This window comes from Streptomyces sp. NPDC008001, from assembly GCF_042958085.1.
Taxonomy (GTDB): Bacteria; Actinomycetota; Actinomycetes; order Streptomycetales; family Streptomycetaceae; genus Streptomyces.
The window spans coordinates 182,480-197,159 of record NZ_JBIBIZ010000012.1 but is presented as its reverse complement, the minus strand read 5'-3'; the positions used below and the strand labels follow the sequence as shown (position 1 = coordinate 197,159).

15 protein-coding genes and 1 pseudogene are annotated in these 14,680 nt (G+C 71.0%); 8 read left to right on the top strand and 8 right to left on the bottom strand.

What is annotated here, in order from left to right; all coding sequences use genetic code 11:
• Window positions 1-178: 178 nt before the first annotated feature.
• The 3 genes from ACFZCD_RS30835 to ACFZCD_RS30825 form a co-directional block, all read right to left on the bottom strand.
• Window positions 179-667 carry a hypothetical protein gene (locus tag ACFZCD_RS30835; RefSeq protein WP_356451637.1) on the bottom strand — a complete coding sequence of 163 codons (489 nt, stop codon included), beginning with the start codon at window positions 665-667 and terminating at the stop codon, window positions 179-181.
• A gap of 144 nt (window positions 668-811) precedes the next feature.
• A complete protein-coding gene (locus ACFZCD_RS30830; protein WP_391836346.1) occupies window positions 812-1,726 on the bottom strand; it encodes a UbiA family prenyltransferase in 915 nt (304 codons plus the stop codon).
• Window positions 1,727-2,108: 382 nt separating this feature from the next.
• Window positions 2,109-4,721 (bottom strand): Tn3 family transposase, encoded by a 2,613-nt coding sequence (locus tag ACFZCD_RS30825; RefSeq protein WP_391836345.1) that lies wholly within the window; start codon window positions 4,719-4,721, stop codon window positions 2,109-2,111.
• A 489-nt stretch (window positions 4,722-5,210) separates the two neighbouring features.
• Here ACFZCD_RS30825 and ACFZCD_RS30820 point away from each other — a divergent pair, with 489 nt between their 5' ends.
• Window positions 5,211-6,008, top strand: a complete 798-nt coding sequence (locus ACFZCD_RS30820) for a class I SAM-dependent methyltransferase (protein ID WP_391836344.1) — start codon at window positions 5,211-5,213, stop codon at window positions 6,006-6,008.
• 274 nt (window positions 6,009-6,282) lie between these two features.
• Window positions 6,283-6,693: a CAP domain-containing protein gene (locus tag ACFZCD_RS30815; RefSeq protein WP_391836343.1), complete on the top strand. Its 411-nt coding sequence runs from the start codon at window positions 6,283-6,285 to the stop codon at window positions 6,691-6,693.
• 241 nt (window positions 6,694-6,934) lie between these two features.
• On the opposite strand, the gene ACFZCD_RS30810 is transcribed toward ACFZCD_RS30815, so the two are convergent.
• Window positions 6,935-7,564 carry a type III effector protein gene (locus tag ACFZCD_RS30810; RefSeq protein WP_391836342.1) on the bottom strand — a complete coding sequence of 210 codons (630 nt, stop codon included), beginning with the start codon at window positions 7,562-7,564 and terminating at the stop codon, window positions 6,935-6,937.
• A gap of 125 nt (window positions 7,565-7,689) precedes the next feature.
• On the opposite strand from ACFZCD_RS30810, the gene ACFZCD_RS30805 reads away from it, so the two are divergent.
• The 3 genes from ACFZCD_RS30805 to ACFZCD_RS30795 all read left to right on the top strand — a co-directional run bounded on the left by ACFZCD_RS30805 (window position 7,690) and on the right by ACFZCD_RS30795 (window position 9,115).
• On the top strand, window positions 7,690-8,121 hold the full coding sequence (locus tag ACFZCD_RS30805; RefSeq protein ID WP_391836341.1) for an Hsp20/alpha crystallin family protein: 432 nt from the start codon (window positions 7,690-7,692) through the stop codon (window positions 8,119-8,121).
• A 101-nt stretch (window positions 8,122-8,222) separates the two neighbouring features.
• Window positions 8,223-8,618 (top strand): DUF2267 domain-containing protein, encoded by a 396-nt coding sequence (locus tag ACFZCD_RS30800; RefSeq protein WP_391836340.1) that lies wholly within the window; start codon window positions 8,223-8,225, stop codon window positions 8,616-8,618.
• Between the two features lie 53 nt (window positions 8,619-8,671).
• On the top strand, window positions 8,672-9,115 hold the full coding sequence (locus ACFZCD_RS30795; protein ID WP_391836339.1) for a DUF2267 domain-containing protein: 444 nt from the start codon (window positions 8,672-8,674) through the stop codon (window positions 9,113-9,115).
• A gap of 673 nt (window positions 9,116-9,788) precedes the next feature.
• Here ACFZCD_RS30795 and ACFZCD_RS30790 read toward each other — a convergent pair.
• The 3 genes from ACFZCD_RS30790 to ACFZCD_RS30780 all read right to left on the bottom strand — a co-directional run bounded on the left by ACFZCD_RS30790 (window position 9,789) and on the right by ACFZCD_RS30780 (window position 11,080).
• Window positions 9,789-10,151 carry a hypothetical protein gene (locus tag ACFZCD_RS30790; RefSeq protein ID WP_391836338.1) on the bottom strand — a complete coding sequence of 121 codons (363 nt, stop codon included), beginning with the start codon at window positions 10,149-10,151 and terminating at the stop codon, window positions 9,789-9,791.
• A 60-nt stretch (window positions 10,152-10,211) separates the two neighbouring features.
• Window positions 10,212-10,439, bottom strand: coding sequence for a hypothetical protein (locus ACFZCD_RS30785; protein ID WP_391836337.1), 228 nt, complete (start codon window positions 10,437-10,439; stop codon window positions 10,212-10,214).
• Window positions 10,440-10,693: 254 nt separating this feature from the next.
• Window positions 10,694-11,080 carry a VOC family protein gene (locus ACFZCD_RS30780; RefSeq protein WP_391836336.1) on the bottom strand — a complete coding sequence of 129 codons (387 nt, stop codon included), beginning with the start codon at window positions 11,078-11,080 and terminating at the stop codon, window positions 10,694-10,696.
• Window positions 11,081-11,499: 419 nt separating this feature from the next.
• Here ACFZCD_RS30780 and ACFZCD_RS30775 point away from each other — a divergent pair, with 419 nt between their 5' ends.
• Together ACFZCD_RS30775 and ACFZCD_RS30770 are read left to right on the top strand one after the other, a co-directional pair.
• Window positions 11,500-11,814: a hypothetical protein gene (locus ACFZCD_RS30775; RefSeq protein WP_391836335.1), complete on the top strand. Its 315-nt coding sequence runs from the start codon at window positions 11,500-11,502 to the stop codon at window positions 11,812-11,814.
• Window positions 11,796-12,284, top strand: a pseudogene (locus ACFZCD_RS30770) (EamA/RhaT family transporter); the annotation flags it as partial. The gene ACFZCD_RS30775 and the pseudogene ACFZCD_RS30770, both read left to right, overlap by 19 nt.
• A 183-nt stretch (window positions 12,285-12,467) precedes the next feature.
• Here the strand turns inward: ACFZCD_RS30770 and ACFZCD_RS30765 are convergent.
• Window positions 12,468-13,982, bottom strand: coding sequence for a carboxylesterase/lipase family protein (locus tag ACFZCD_RS30765; RefSeq protein WP_391836334.1), 1,515 nt, complete (start codon window positions 13,980-13,982; stop codon window positions 12,468-12,470).
• A 68-nt stretch (window positions 13,983-14,050) separates the two neighbouring features.
• Between ACFZCD_RS30765 and ACFZCD_RS30760 the strand changes: the two genes are divergently transcribed.
• Window positions 14,051-14,671 carry a 2'-5' RNA ligase family protein gene (locus ACFZCD_RS30760; protein WP_391836333.1) on the top strand — a complete coding sequence of 207 codons (621 nt, stop codon included), beginning with the start codon at window positions 14,051-14,053 and terminating at the stop codon, window positions 14,669-14,671.
• Window positions 14,672-14,680: the final 9 nt, after the last annotated feature.

Sequence of the window (14,680 nt, the reverse complement as noted above, 5' to 3'; positions counted from 1 at the left end):
TCGCGAGCAGTCGCGTCCGCCAGCTCCGGGCAGCGCGCCTCAAGGTCGCGGCGGCGGCGAGGGTCTGATGGGGTGCTGTCGTGAAGCCAGGTAGATGCTCCAGTCGCGGGCGGCTCGGCGGGTCCATTGCAGGGCGGAGGTGATGCTGAGGACGTCGCTGAGGACGGCGGCGGGCAGGTCACCGGCCAGGGTGAGGAGGGCGGTGCTGCGGCAGGGCTGGGCCGGCAGGCCGTGGCGGCGGAGCTTGAAGACGAGCGCGTGGGCGGAGCGGTGGGTGCCGGCGGTGGAGCCGGGGAAGATCCATGGTGCGCTTGGTGGCGCGGCCGATGGCGGAGGCGGTCTGGGCGCGCGTGATCTGGTGGCGCAGGAGTTGGTGGACGGCCGGGGGCAGGACGGCGGGGTGGTCGCCGATCTGCAGGTGGGGTGGGTGGCCGTCGTGGAGGTGGCCGGTGGTCAGTTCGATGACCTTCGTGATGGGCATTCCGTACAGGAGCATCAGGGTGCCGGCCGTGCGGACGTCCAGGGGCAGGGTGTCCTCGCGCAGGCAGCGTTCGAGGTGAGCCCAGTGTTCGGTGCCGGTGAACCAGGTCGTCGGCTCGCGGCGCCGGCGGCGAGGGTGCCGACCATGATCAATCTCACCGATAACCGCTGTACCGCTGGTCCCCAAGGCCGATCCTGTCTCGGGAGGGTGATAGTGCCGAGGCCGGCCTCATCGATGCAGGCGCATCGTCCCAGGTCAGGCGGCTGACGGCCCGTCAGCTGACAGCGCGCTGACCTGCAGATTCAGAGGATGAAAAAGGTTCAGTGACCTTCAGAACCATAGGACGGGGCCAGCCAGCAATGCGACCACATAAGAGGCCATATAAAGCTGGTAGGTGACGCGGTCGGCTCGGGTATGGCGCAGGAGCAAGCCCCGGACCGCGGACGTCCAGCAGGTGGCGGCAAGTGCGAGGTCGCACACGGCAATCCGCCATGGGGCCGCGCTGGTCGGCGCGTAAAGGCTGAAGTGAAACAGGGGTGGGGTGATCAACATGAGCGAGGCGAACCAGATACGGATCGGCCAGGCGCCTAGGACCAGCGCCGGGGTGCGTCGGCCGATCGCCCGGTCGCCTTCCATATCCCGGATGTCTTCAAAGAGCAGGGCCAGGGCGTAGACGATGGTGATGATGGTGATCCACTGCGTCACCGTCGTGTCGATGGGGCTGACAGCCTGCCATGCGCCGCAGAGCTGCGCGACGGTCCCCATGACCATGCTGGGTGTCTTGCACAAGAGGTAGGAGCGGGGGGTGGAGACAAGGTTGATGAGGATGATGGCCGCCTGCCACAGCAGGACCCACTCCACCACCCCGAGTTGCCAGCCGAGGAGGGTGTAAAGGGGCATCGCGATCCAGAACCGGCGCATGGCCCCTGCCGAAGTGATGAGGCCAGCCGGTATGGGGCGGTAGGGCTTGTTGAGCCGGTCTTCCTCGGCTCCGCGGGCCTGGTTCGAGGTGTCGAAGGTATAGGCATACAGCAGGGACAGCAGGAGGATCTGCCCCAGGTGCCAGAGGATTTGGTGAGCGGGGAGCTGGGCGCGGAAGCAGGCTGCGAGGGTGAACGTCAAGGGCGGCGGGAGGCACGCGAGCAGATTGTCCGCAAGCATCCGCCACGTCACGTTCGCCTCGTGCCGAAGGTGTCGGGTCAGTCGTGGCCGGGTCTGGACAGGTGTGGGGTCAAGCAGACGCATGCGGTCCTCATTGCGTTCTCAGCGCCAACGGCTGTACCGATGTTCCCCAAGCCCGGGAACAGGCTGTTCCTCAGCCCAGGACCTGTAGTCGCCATCGTCCAGGGCTTCCAGGAAATCGGCGACGATCGGGGGCCTCAGATATTTCACGGAGAATCTCTTCTCTCCTCTTGCGGCTGGTAGAAGGCGGCACATCCGCGCCGCTTCTAAGGGCTGTCCATGCACCCGCCCCGATAACTCACTCACACGGAGGACAGGGGTGTATCAAAAAGCACGCCAGCAGCGCGCACGATTCCGTCTTCGGGTCCTGTGGGAATCGTGACGCAGTCTGACGCCGGTGAGGGAGAACCAGAATCGTCCCCGAGGCCGCGAGCACCCTGTGGCCTTACTCCTCGGCCTCGCCGGGCTCGCGCAGGGGCCGCAGGGCGCCGTCGCTGTGGGAGCGGGTGATGGGGTAGCGGCCATGGAAGTTGATGTGCTCGCAGGCCAGCGGGGACAGGCGTGAGCGGATCCCGGGGGAGACGGTGACGCCGCCTGCTTCGAGTTTCTTGACTGCGGCGTCGATGTAGAGGGGGTTCCACCACACGACGGCGTTCAGGGCCAGGCCGAGGGCGCCGAGCTGGTTTTCCATGCCCTCGCGGTAGCCGTGGCGGAGCTCGCCCAGGCGGCCGAAGAAGATCCGGCGCCCGAGCGCATGGCGGCCTTCGCCGATGTTGAGCTGGATGCCGATCATGCGCCGGTATGCCTCGGAGTCGAGAAACTGGAGCAGGTGGAGGATCTTGAAGATCCTGCCGTAGTGGGCGAACGCGTCGCCCAAGCCGGTCATGCGGTCGCCACTGGCCATCATCCGCAGCAGGTCGTACGCCCGCACCTTGCCGGTCTGAAGCGAGCCGGCGACGCGGAGCATGTCCTCCCAGTGCGCGCGGATCCGCTCCACCTGCACGCGGTGACGGGAGACCGGCTCCAGGGGGCCGTAGTCGGCACCGAGGTCGAAGCGCCACAGGCGGGCGTCGGAGATGTCGGCGATCCGCGGGGAGAACTGATAGCCGCAGATCGCGAACAGGCCGAAGACCAGGTCGCTGTAGGAGCCGGTATCGGTGATGACGATCTCGGGCCGCTCGCGGGTGTCGAGGTGGAAGACCGCGTCCAGGATGCCGAGGGAGTCCCGCAGGGTGCCGGGCAGGACGAGGCCGCCCAGGCCCATCACGCGGTCGGAGACGACGTTGAGCCACGTCGCCCCACGGCCTCCGCAGGGGAAGTACTTGCGGTTCGGTCGTGCGTGCAGGGAGCGCACGGGGGCGGTGAAGCGCATGCCGTCGGCAGAGGCGACGTGGCCGCCGCCCCAGTCGCCGGCGATATCGATGCCGCCCTGGCCCTCGACCAACAGGGTGGAGGCGGCACTGATGCCCGGGGTGTTGAAATAGCCCCAGTCCACGGCGGTCAGCCGCGAGCGGGTCAGCGCCTTCTCGCCCGGCTTGATGACCGGTTCCAGGCCGATGTTCGTGGACCTGTGCACCAGCAGGGCGGTGAGGGTGATGTCCAGGTCGTCCGGGCGGGCGGCCTTGCCGCTGACGTGCTCGAAGGCGTCCAGCATGCCGGTGCGGGCGTGGACCTCCAACAGCAGCTCGGGGTAGTCCACCTTCGGCAGCATCGCCTGCACCGCGTCGTACACCATCTTGTAGCCGGCGGGCTCGGGCTCGGCCTGAAGCCGGTCCAGGCGGATCCGCCCACCCACGTTGTCCACCGCCGTATTCCCCGGCAGGCCCTCGGCGACATGCCGGTACGTCGCATCCAGCAGCACCTCCAGCTCCGCCAGATGCTCCCCAGCGGTGCCCGGCAGTTCCAGCGCGCACAGCACCTTCGGCCGCGCGATGTCCCAAGCAGCCCCGGACAGCAGCCTCCCCCGCGGGTCGCCCCACACATCTGTTCCCTGGGCGAAGACGTCCCGCCGCTTGAGCGCGGTGTGCAGGGCCTCCAGCACGCAGAACGTCCAGGCGTGCTTGTCGATCAGCCCGTTCGGGGCGAGCACCGGGTTGCCCAGGACCAGGCGCCGCCACGTGGCGTCCAGCAGCGAATGATCGACGTGCTTCGGGCCGGGCTTGCGCTGGGCCTGGAGCTTCGGCAGGCCCTGCAGGGCCTCCACGACCGTCTCCCCGGCCTCTGTCACACCCCATGGCACCACCGTGGCCAGCAGCGACGTGAACGGCCGTACGGTCGCGTAGCGGTCCAGCAACTGCCGGCGCCACAGCGCATCGGCGTCCTCGTCGTCGCCCTCGCGGAACATCTCGCCCAGCTCGACGAGGGCCTTAGCCAGCTCCTCGCGGGTGACAAACGCCTCGATCCGCTCCCACGCCGCCGCCACGCTCAGCGGCTCTGGCTCCCCTTCCTCGCCCGTCTCCTCCACGACGGGGGTGTCCATGAAGATGGTCACCGCGCCCTTGACCTTCGCCACGACCTTCCGCAGCTTCGGCATCCTCTTCAGCTGTACCTTGCCGTCCTCGCGCTCGGCCCGGGCCAGCAGCTTCGTGGACATCAGCAGCTCGAACAGCGTCAGCGCGTCGTCCACCGACGCACTCTCCAGATGCCGCACCGTCGTCAGCAGCGTCGCCGTCCGCCGCGGCTCCGCCAGCCGGCGCAGCGTCGGCGCGTGCGTAGACAGCCCGTACCGGGCCAGCTCCGCCTGCTTCACCGGCGGCACCCGCCACAGGTCCAGCTTCCGCGCTTCCAGCGCGCGGATGTCGCGGGCCCGCTCCAGCGCCGCCTTCTGGCCCTTGCCGGAGATGTCCCGCGGCGCCTTGCGCCACCGCTCCAGCACGGAGACCGACGACCCGTCCGGCACGGTCAGCAGCCCCAGCAGCTCGCGGCGGAACGCTGGCGTCACCGGCGCATCGGCCACCGAGTAGATCAGCGCCTGCTCGCCGGTGCGGACTTCACCGACCAGCCGGACCAACTGGTGGATCCCCGGCAGCTGCACCCGGTTCCTGCGCAGCCACGCCACCGCCCGGGACGTTGCTGAGTATCGCGCCGCTCGGCGGGGTCGCCCGCGCGCTGGCCGTCCGCTCGCTGGTGGCCGGGTTCGGGCCGGCGCAGGTCATGCTCACCGCGCTGGCCGTCACCCCGCTGACCGAGGTGCCGCTCCTGCTCGCCGCGCCCGGCCGTACCGGCCAGGTGAGCATCGCGGCCGGCCTGTTCGTGCAGCTGGCGTGCGCCACCGCGCAGGGCTCCACCCAGCGCAGCATCCGCCAGGCCGTGTGCGACCGCGGCATGCAGGGCCGCATGCTCGCCACCGGCCAGTGGCTCACCTACGGCACCCGGCCTCTCGCCGCGCTCCTCGCCGGAGCCGCCGGAACCTGGCTCGGCCTGTGGAAAAGCCTCGCGGCACCGCCGCCCTCGCACTCCCGTTCCTGGTGCTGCTCGCCTCCTCGCTCCGCGCCATGCACGAAGCCCCTGCCACGCCGCCCGCCTCCACCTGACGAAGGAGCCCCACGTGACGGACGACGCAGTGAACGAGCAGGCATGGACCGTCTACGGCCGGCACCACCTCAAACGCGGCACCGTCCTTCCCGAACCCGAACGGCTCGGCTGGGCACCGGGCGGCACTGGACCGGGCGCCGAGGTGCTGGGCGAGCCGGCCGGTAAACGTGTGCTCGACATCGGTTCCGGCACCGGCCGCTACCCGGCCTTCCTCGCCCGCGTCCACGGCGCGCTCGCCGACGCGGTCGAGGTCTCGGCCTCCCAGCATCAACGGGCCGTCGGCCGCTACAGCTCCACCCCCGGACTCCGGTTGGTCCAGGCCGACGCTGTCGACTACCTCTGCGGGCGTGACGGGCCGCTGTACGACGCGGTGTACTCCGTCCACGGCCTGGGCTTCACCGGCCCGCACGAGCTCCTGCCGGTCCTCGCGCCCAGCATCCGTGTCGGCGGCCAGCTGGTCTTCTCCGTCTTGCACACCAACTCCGCAGGCCTCGGCCCGTCGGGCGAAGTGGTCGCCCGCGACGAGACGCTTCCCCTTGCCGGCGGCGGGGAACTCACCGTCCGCATGTGGGCACTCAGCCCCGGCCTGTGGGAAGACCTGCTGGCCGACGCCGGGTTCGTCGTCGAGGACGTCACCCTGTTGCCCGCGCCGGAGCCGGACAACGCCTACGTGTGCCAGCTGATCAGCGCCCGCCGGCAGGACCGCCCCGCACCGACCGAGCCCCGTGAGCAGGTGCCGTGCGGTCGTCCCGGACAGTCGCGGACAAGCCGCTCTTCCCATCCGGGACGGTTGCGCGGGAAGCATCCATGATCAGCGGTACTCGCCGGCCGACCGGCCGGACGCTCCCGGCTCGGATGCGGCGCCGGGAGCGAAACTCTGCACCGGGGCACGCGTTGTGACGGGCATGACCACATTGAGCAACAGGCACGGTACGCGACGCACTGCCGTCACCATTTCCATCCTGGCCGCTGCCTTGCCAGCCGTTCTGTGCGCCGCCGTGCCGTCCGTGTACGCGGACCCGCCCTGGCCGGCAGCTGCGGGCCGGCCCGGGGCCGGCCCCGCACGACAGGTCTACTCCCCGAACGTGGACTGGATCGTGTGCCAGGTGAACAAGGAACGCGTGAACCGGGGGCGGGCCTCGCTGCTGATCTCGAACCCCGTGACCGAGGTGGCGCGCCGCCACGCCCACGATATGGCCCGGATGGGCCGCCTCACCGAGGTCGGGAGCGACGGGCGGGACCTGCGTAACCGGCTGAACGACGCGAACGTATTCTCCTCCCACATCCTCGAGTACCTCTTCCAGGGCTACACCCACGACGGCTACTTCGCGGACATGGCCACCGACCCGGACCCGAAGAACGCCTTCTACGCCTCGCTGATGAGTGCGGACACGGTGGCAATCGGCATGGGCTACGAGAACCGGTACTGGGATGTGGTCCTCGTGGGCAAGCACCGAAAGCTGGTGACCCGCACACCGTCGTGCGGGGGCGCCTGACCACGGCGCCAGGGATGCCCCGCGAACGACACCGGTTGCCCGAGCAGCGGAGCCCGCGCTCTCCGGGAACCGCACGCCGGTTCTGCCCGGGCATTGCCACGATCACGATCGGGCCGGTCTGCTGAGGCCCTGCGGTGTCGGGCAATTTCGCCGAGGAGCAGCATGTCGGAGACTTCTGGCAGGCAATGTTCGGCTGGTACGCCGCCATCCAGCACGCGCACACTCCCCACTCGGACGCTCCCTAGGGCGGTGTGAGGGTGTCGAGCTGTGCGGCGAGGTCGGGGTGGGCGGTGGTCAGATGGCGGCGGGTGGCAGCCAGGGGGCCGATGAGGGCGGCAGGGTCGTCGTGGGCGAGGGCTGTGTGGAGCTCGCTGACCGGTAGCCGGGCGGCGGGGGGAAGGTCGGTGAGTGCGGTGATCTGGCCGGCGAGGCGGCGCAGGTCAGCGGCGTTGCGGCGGGCCCAGGTGGCGGTGGTGCGTTCAGCAGCGCGGGCCTGCCGTGTGGCCGTCACGCGCTGTTCGCCGGTGGTCCCGGCGGGGCCCGGGCGGCCGCGCAGGTAGCGACGCTCGGCGGCCTGTCGGCTGGCGACACCGAGGGGGCGGGCGAGGTCGGCCCAGCTGGCGCCCGCGTCGCGGGCCGTTTCGATCAGGCCGGTCTCCCATCCGGCGAGCTGCTCGCGGACCTGCCGCAGCAGCATCAGGGAGGCCAGGGCCTGCTTCGGTGCCGGCCCGGCGCCGAGGGTGTCAGGGGCCTCGCGCTGGGCGGTGCGCAGTGCGTCGTCTATGGCATGCAGGGCCGCCGCGGCCGCGAGGAACGACGCCGGGCATCGGGCATCGGTGCTGGACGTGGACGGCTGATCGGCCGGGGACACGGACACCTCCCTCAGGTTGTCATCGTGTGGACGACATCATTCTTGTCATCCATTGGATGACATGGTACACCGGTTTCAGTGAGGCGCATTGGCAGCAACTGCCCGAACCTCTGGAGGTGTTTTCCATGTTGATGCGCACTGACCCCTTCCGTGAGCTGGACCGGCTGACCCAGCAGCTGATGGGCCCGGGCACCTGGTCGAGGCCGTCGACGATGCCGATGGACGCCTACCGCGAGGGCGACGAGTACGTGGTGGCCTTCGACCTCCCCGGCGTCAGCACCGAGGCGATCGACATCGACGTCGAGCGGAACATGCTGACGGTCAAGGCCGAGCGTCGGCCGGTGGCGAAGGCCGGCGACGTGCAGATGGAGCTGTCCGAGCGGCCGCTGGGCATCTTCTCCCGCCAGATCACGCTCTCCGACGCCCTCGACACCGAGCACATCAAGGCCGACTACGACGCGGGCGTACTCACCCTGCGCATCCCGATCGCCGAGCGCGCCAAGCCCCGCAAGATCGCCGTCGGCGCCGGATCCGGCCACAAGGAGATCTCCGGCTGACACCGGCCGGGCAGGAGGACGGGCACCTGACCTTCCCCTCACCCCGCCCTCCGCACCCCCGTAGGTCGTCCGAGGAAGAGAAGAAAGGGGTGGCGGCCGAGATGACCCTGCGACGCGAAGCGTTCCTCGACCAAGTGAAGGAACGCGGCGAGTACGGCACTGTGGAGGAATCCGAGCGCGCCGCCCGGGTGGTGCTCGCCCTGCTCGGCGCGCACCTGGTCGGCGAAGTTCGCGCCCAGCTGGCAGCCCGCCTGCCGGAGGACTTCGCCCTGACCCTTCTCAACCCGCTGCAAAGCGCCGAGCCGCTGCCGCCGGATCGGTTCGTGCGGGCGACTGCGGCCTGGATCGAGGGCGCCACTGAGCAGACCGCGGCCTGGGACGTCAGCGCCGTGCTGTCCACGGCCGCCGACGCCGCCGGTGACGACCTGCTGGGGCAGATCCTGCTCCAGCTCCCCGCCGGCTACGAACTGCTCTTCGGCTGCCCCCAGACCACCTGATACCCCGGTGCCGCACACCGGCACCCCTGGCTCCACGAAAGGCATGCACCGCAGTGATCACCGACGTGCGCGTACCGCTCGATCAGCAGCAGCCGTACGGGACGGCGTACGAGCAGATGCTGGAGAAGGTCCGCTACGAAGGCGCCTACCCCACCCGGGAGAGAGCCGACGAAGCCGTCCGCCTGGTCCTTGCGGGGCTGGGGCGCCAGCTGACCGGCGACGAACGTGTCGACCTGGCCGCCCGGCTGCCCCTCGAGGCCGCACGCGTCCTCACCGGGCAGATCCCCGACATTCAGCCTCTGACCGGCTGGGCCTTCGTCAAGGACCTCGCCGCCCGCACCGGCGCCTCCCTGGCCACCACCCGCTGGGACACCGGCTCCGTCTTCTCCGCCGTAGCCGCCCACGCCGGCCCCGACCTCATCACCCGCATCCTCCGCCAGCTCCCCACCGGCTACGCCCTGCTGTTCGGCCGCGCCGAACTCGCCCCCGCCGCATAAACGGGAAGCCGTGCCCCTCCGGGGCCAGCGCGGTTGGAGACGGTGACCCGTGCACGCGTCGCCAAGGCCCCGCGGCACTCGTGCCGTGGGGCGGCCCACGGTACTGCGCCCGCTCCCGCCGGCCGGGCTCCCTGCGGCCAAGGCCTCGATCGCAGGTCGGGACCGACGGTGGCGCGACGCTACGGGTAGCTGCACGTGAGCGGAGCAGCCCTGCTCGTCGATCAGACTTGTCTCGAGCGCCCTGACCGAGGACCTGGTCCGCGTCGCCGGCGAGCGGGGGTGGGCGGACCTACTGCTGTGCGGCATCGACACTGACGGCTGTGTCTACGACACGGCCGTCGCGGCCTAGCACGGCGGGCTGAGGCCGTGGATCGTCACGGCCGCGTGCGCCTCTTCCGGCGGTGAGAGTGCCACGAGGCGGTATTGATGCTGGCGCGGCGCAACATCGGCGTCGGCCAGCTGCTCACGGCAGACCAGGTGGCGGACGTGCTCGCCGACCGCTCCGCCGCTTGCCAAGGAGCTGACGCATGAAGTCCTCTCGGTATGCGCGCGTGCCGGTGGTCGGAGCAGGACCGACCGGGTGGCCGCCGTGGTGAGGGCATCGAGCCTGCGGATGGCGTGCGTGCTCGTCCAGGCCGACCGCGTCGGGGTGAAGCTGCGGGCGATCGGTGCACTACGGGGAAACGGACAGGCCTCCGTCCGGGTCGTCCAGGAGCGGGCGCAGCGCGGCGGGCACCTCGTCGATGACACCGGGCCAGACCTGTTCGTCGTCCGTGGCGTACGGGCTCATCTCCGACTCGTGGTCGAAGCCGCGGACGAGCACACCGGCCCGGGTGAAGAGGACGGAGAAGTCGTCACCCGAGCCGTTGTCCATCAGGGCTGCCTCCGTCCCAGGCCCCCAACTGGTGGAGAAGGAGTAGCGGGAGAACCGCGGGTCGCGGCAGATCGCCTGGTCCAGCACGGCCAGTGCGCGCAGATGCGCGCGGAGCTCGGCGGGGTCCGGGAGGAGGGCGGCGGTCGTGGGCACGGTGTCCATGGGCTCATGTAAGCAGCCGGCACTGACATCCAGGGCGGCGGTTCGGTCACACCCGCTCTCTCACTCAGGGAACGAAAAGCCCAGCTCACGCAGGCGGGGCAAGCACACTGCGAGGCATTGCTCCACAGACGCGGCATCGGTTCGCACAAGGACGTCCTCGCGCAACGGCGCTCCACTGGCGACGAAGGTCCAAGGCTTGTCCCCCTCTGCCATCCGCTCAGCGTCGGCCTTGAACAGCACCGTTACGCCCTGTTCAGCCAGTGCTTCCATAATCGCGACGACGTCCACCGGCGCTCTCCCTTCCCGAAGCGCTTCGAACGCGCCATCGGACGAACATACTCACTCCGGGCCGGACCCTGGACACCGCCCGCATGACCAAAGTGACCCATCGGGGCGCTCTGAGCTGGAATACGCGACACCTCAACATGCGAGCTCACCAGTAGACCGCCACTCCGCAGGGAACTCAGGGCAGTTGAACCCCGCCACGGAGTGGCAGGCCAGGGAGTGCCCTGACCTGCCGCTCCTCACGATGCCGCCGGCTGCTACTGGTGGCTGCCATAAGGTCGCGTGATGATCTCCATGCCGTGCCCGGCCGGATCCATGAAGTACAGTCCGCGCCCACCGTGATGGTGGTTGATCTCTCCAGGCTGCTTCAGATGCGGATCGGCGTAGTACATGGTCTCGGCCCGCTGGATACGCGCGAAAGCCGCGTCGAACTCCTCGTCGGAAACGAGGAACGCGTAGTGCTGTATGACGATCGACTCCGCCGGAATGGCGGCGAAGTCCAGGGTGACTCCGTTGCTGGTGGCCACAGGAATGAACGGGCCCCACTCGGTCCCGACCTCGAGCCCCAGGATGTGCGCCAGGAACTCGGCCGACTCCCGGTTGTCCCGGGCATGGACGATGGTGTGATTCAACTCGACTGACATGTGTGGAATGCCTCCGTAAGGCACCTCACGGCACCTCCATGCCTCACCCAGCCGGTGACCGACACGCGATGCGTGCGCCTGATCCTAAACGGCAGCGCCCATGCCGTCGAGACGCCTTCCGAGAAGGTAGACCTTTCGGTCGCGGAGCGTCACCCCATCCCCGGCCCAGGCCGAGAACTGGCGACAGTTGAATACGCGATCCCACCAGTACCAAGCCCGTAGTACGGACGGTCCCAGTCGGCCCGGTGCTCTTCTCGCGTCGGCCGTGTGCCAGGCCAGGTCGGCGAGGGCGGTTGGCTTGAGGGCGCCGGGGCCGAATCGTGCGCAGGCTCAGGCGGTCACGGCCTCGATGGCGCGGGCCCGGCCGTCGTCCAGCCCGAAGGACAGTTGCTGCGCCACGACCGCGGAGAGGTGCACACATGACCGGCAGGGCGCCCCGCACGTACGGCGTGGGCCTGCTCGCGGCCCTCATGGCAACGGCCCTGTGGGGCTTCACGTTCCTGGGTCCGGCCGCCGTCGCCCCCGTGAACGTCTACTACCTCGTCGTGGGCCGGTACGCGGTCTTCGGCGCCATGTCCCTGGCCGTGCTCGCCGCCCGCCGCGGCGGGCTCCGCCGCCTCGGCACCCGCAACCTGCTGCTGGCCCTGCACCTGGGGTCGTCGGGTACATCGGCTTCTACCTGCTGCTTTCCCTGGCCGCCGCGGCCGGTGGCAGAGTGCTCGCCTCCACCCTGACCGGGCTGATCCCCCTGCTGGTGACCCTGGCCTCCAACACGACCAAGAAGGCCCTGCCCTGGCGCAAGCTCGTGCTGCCCGTCGCGGCGATCTCCGCCGGGCTGTTCCTCGTCAACGGGGGCGCGCCCCACGGGAGCACGGGAGACGCCGGCGACGTGACGACCGGAGTGATCCTGGGCGTTCTCGCCTGCGTCGCCTGGTCCTACTTCGTCATCGTCAACCGCACGGTGCTCACCCGGATCCGGCCCGCCGCCGACAACGCCACGTGGACGGCCTGCATCGGCCTCGGAGCGTTCGGCGCCTCGCTGTTCCTCCTCCCGCTCGCCCGCTCCGGCGACGGCCCGTCGCCGCTCTCGGACGCCGGCACGCTCGTGCCGTTCCTGCTGTGGTGCGCCGCACTGGCCGTCCTGGGCTCGTGGTGCGCGACGTGGTTCTGGAACATCGCCTCGAAGCAGCTGCCCGCAACGGTCATGGGGCCGGTCATCGGCATGGAGGCGGTCTTCGGCGCGGTGTTCAACCTGATCTGGGAGGGCCGCGCCCCACCTTCCACGAACTCTGGGGCGGCCTCCTCGTCATCCTCGGCGTCCTGCTCGGCTCCTACCTCTTCCACCGCGCGAACACGCCGCCCGGTGAGCCCCTCCCCGCGGCCTGTGCTACCGGCCGGTCAGCGGCAGGGCGGGGAACGCGTGATCCTGCCAGATCAGGCGGGAGGCTTCCTCCGGGTAAGCGGTGACGGCGGGCCGGGCGTCGTAGAGCCGTACGAGGCGCCGGCCCTCGTCGTACGCGGGCCATCCGGGGTCGCCGTGGGCGGCGAACGCCGTCCAGTCGGCGCGCATGCGGGCGGAGATCGCCTCCGCCTCCGGGGAGGGGGCCTCGCCGATCAGCACGGCCGGCTGCCCGCGGTCCAGGTTGCCGAAGACGAGCGGCACGTCGAGGCCGTGACAGGCGCCGAAGGCGCCGCCCATGCCCGGCGCGGGCCAGGTCAGCTCGTAGACGTGGACGCTGCCTCCGGCAGCCGCCGCCCGTGCACCGGCGAGGTGCAGGCTCGGCATGCGGAACAGCCAGTCGGAGTGGACCCGTTCGTACAACTCCTCCGGGCCCGCGTCCGGATATCCGTCGCGGTAGCGGCGCGCGCCGTCCCGGCCGGGGCCGAAGCGCCGCAGGGCGGTCGCCGCCTGCTCCGGGGTGACCCGGCCGAGGAGGCCGTCGAGCGCGGTGAACAGCCGCTGCTCGTCGCGCGTGTGGCCGACGAGGAGCGCCACGCCCCGGCCGGCCCCGCCGGCGAGGGCCTGCCATGGCGTGGCGGGCAGCGTGTCACCGTCGACGACCGGAGAGAACGGGATCGACCTGTGGGCTGCCGGGCCCCAGCGCCCGGCCCGGTGACCCATCGCGGCGCCGACCGCATCACCGGCGGCGGACAGCCGGGCCAGTGCGACTGCGGACAGGTCGGCGACGGTGGGCCGCAGCCCCAGTTCGGCGGCGCAGGCGGCCGCGATGTCGGCGGCGAGCTCCGGCGAGAAGAACGTGCCCTGGACGCTCTGCGCGACGGCCCGGCCGAACAGCCCGGCCGCCCGGGGCATCGCCAGCAGCGCGGCGACCGATCCGGCGCCGGCCGACTGGCCGAAGACCGTGACGCGGTCCGGGTCGCCCCCGAAGGCCCGGATGGTGCCGCGCACCCACTCCAGCGCCGCGACCTGGTCGAGCAGGCCCCGGTTGGCGGGCGCCCCCTCGATGTGCCCGAACCCCTCGATCCCCACCCGGTAGTTGAACGTCACCACGACGACGCCGCCCTCGCGCGCCAGACGCGCGCCGTCGTACTCGGGGAGACCGGACGTGCCGATCGTGTAGGCGCCGCCCTGGATCCACACCATTACGGGCAGCCCGGCGCCGGGGCCCGGATCGGGTGACCAGACGTTGACCGTCAGCCAGCCGTCACCCACCGCCTCCCGCGCCAGGACCTCCATGCCGAAGTGACTGCCCTGCGGAGGCGGCGGCCCGTACGAGAGGGCCTCCCGCACCCCGTCCCACCCGCGTGCGGGCCGCGGCGCGGCGAAGCGCAGCGGACCGACCGGCGGCTCGGCGAACGGAATGCCGCGGAAGACCGCCACTCCCGCCTCCCGGCGCCCCCGCAGCGATCCGGCCGCCGTGCGGACTTCGACGACAGTCATCAGGACTCCTCATCCAGGCGGATGGAGCACGATCACCAGGGTTCGTGTCGCCCCGGGCACTCCGGAGGATGCCGCCGCGTCACGGCGCAGCGCCAGCCATTTACGGCCTGAGCCGGGCCGGACGGCACGCTGGACGTGGCGCCGACGGCCCGGACGGCGGTGGCGTGGCTGCCGCCGGAGGAGCTCCGGCCCGCCGTTCAGGACATCCGCTGGGAGCACGACCCGCAGGTACGGCGCCGGCCGCCGCACGTGAACCTGTTGTCCGGCTTCGTGCCGGAGGAGGATTCGCGCGGGCCGAACCGCTGCTGTCCGCGGCGGGGGCGGAGATTCCGGCGTTCACGGCGCGCCTGTCCGGCGTGCGGTGCTCCCGGCACCGGCACTACGCCACGGTGTGGCTCGACCCGGCCGCCGCGGGCCCGGCCCCGTGGACCCGTCTCCAGGCGGAGCCGGGGTCGCCCTTCCCTCTGTGCCGCGGCCGGGGCGGCGGATTCACCCCGCACCTGTCCCTCGGCCGCACCCAGGACCCCCGGCGGCCGGCCGCCGAGTGCGCGGCCCGGCTCGGCGCGCGGGCCGCCGTGGTCGACGAGGTCGTCCTGCTCTCCCGGCGCGGCGAGGGGCCCATGCGGCCCCGCGCCGTGATCAGGCTGGGCGCGGGCGAAGTGCACCGGCCGCCGGGCGACGGGCAGTAGGGCAGCGGA

What these genes read in the sequence shown, in the direction of transcription:
- ACFZCD_RS30830 (WP_391836346.1), bottom strand. Translation starts at nt 1,726, where the DNA reads ATGCGTCTGCTTGACCCCACACCTGTCCAGACCCGGCCACGACTGACC.
- ACFZCD_RS30805 (WP_391836341.1), top strand. Translation starts at nt 7,690, where the DNA reads ATGTTGATGCGCACTGACCCCTTCCGTGAGCTGGACCGGCTGACCCAG.
- ACFZCD_RS30800 (WP_391836340.1), top strand. Translation starts at nt 8,223, where the DNA reads ATGACCCTGCGACGCGAAGCGTTCCTCGACCAAGTGAAGGAACGCGGC.
- ACFZCD_RS30790 (WP_391836338.1), bottom strand. Translation starts at nt 10,151, where the DNA reads ATGGACACCGTGCCCACGACCGCCGCCCTCCTCCCGGACCCCGCCGAG.
- ACFZCD_RS30780 (WP_391836336.1), bottom strand. Translation starts at nt 11,080, where the DNA reads ATGTCAGTCGAGTTGAATCACACCATCGTCCATGCCCGGGACAACCGG.
- ACFZCD_RS30775 (WP_391836335.1), top strand. Translation starts at nt 11,500, where the DNA reads ATGACCGGCAGGGCGCCCCGCACGTACGGCGTGGGCCTGCTCGCGGCC.
- ACFZCD_RS30765 (WP_391836334.1), bottom strand. Translation starts at nt 13,982, where the DNA reads ATGACTGTCGTCGAAGTCCGCACGGCGGCCGGATCGCTGCGGGGGCGC.
- ACFZCD_RS30760 (WP_391836333.1), top strand. Translation starts at nt 14,051, where the DNA reads ATGCCGCCGCGTCACGGCGCAGCGCCAGCCATTTACGGCCTGAGCCGG.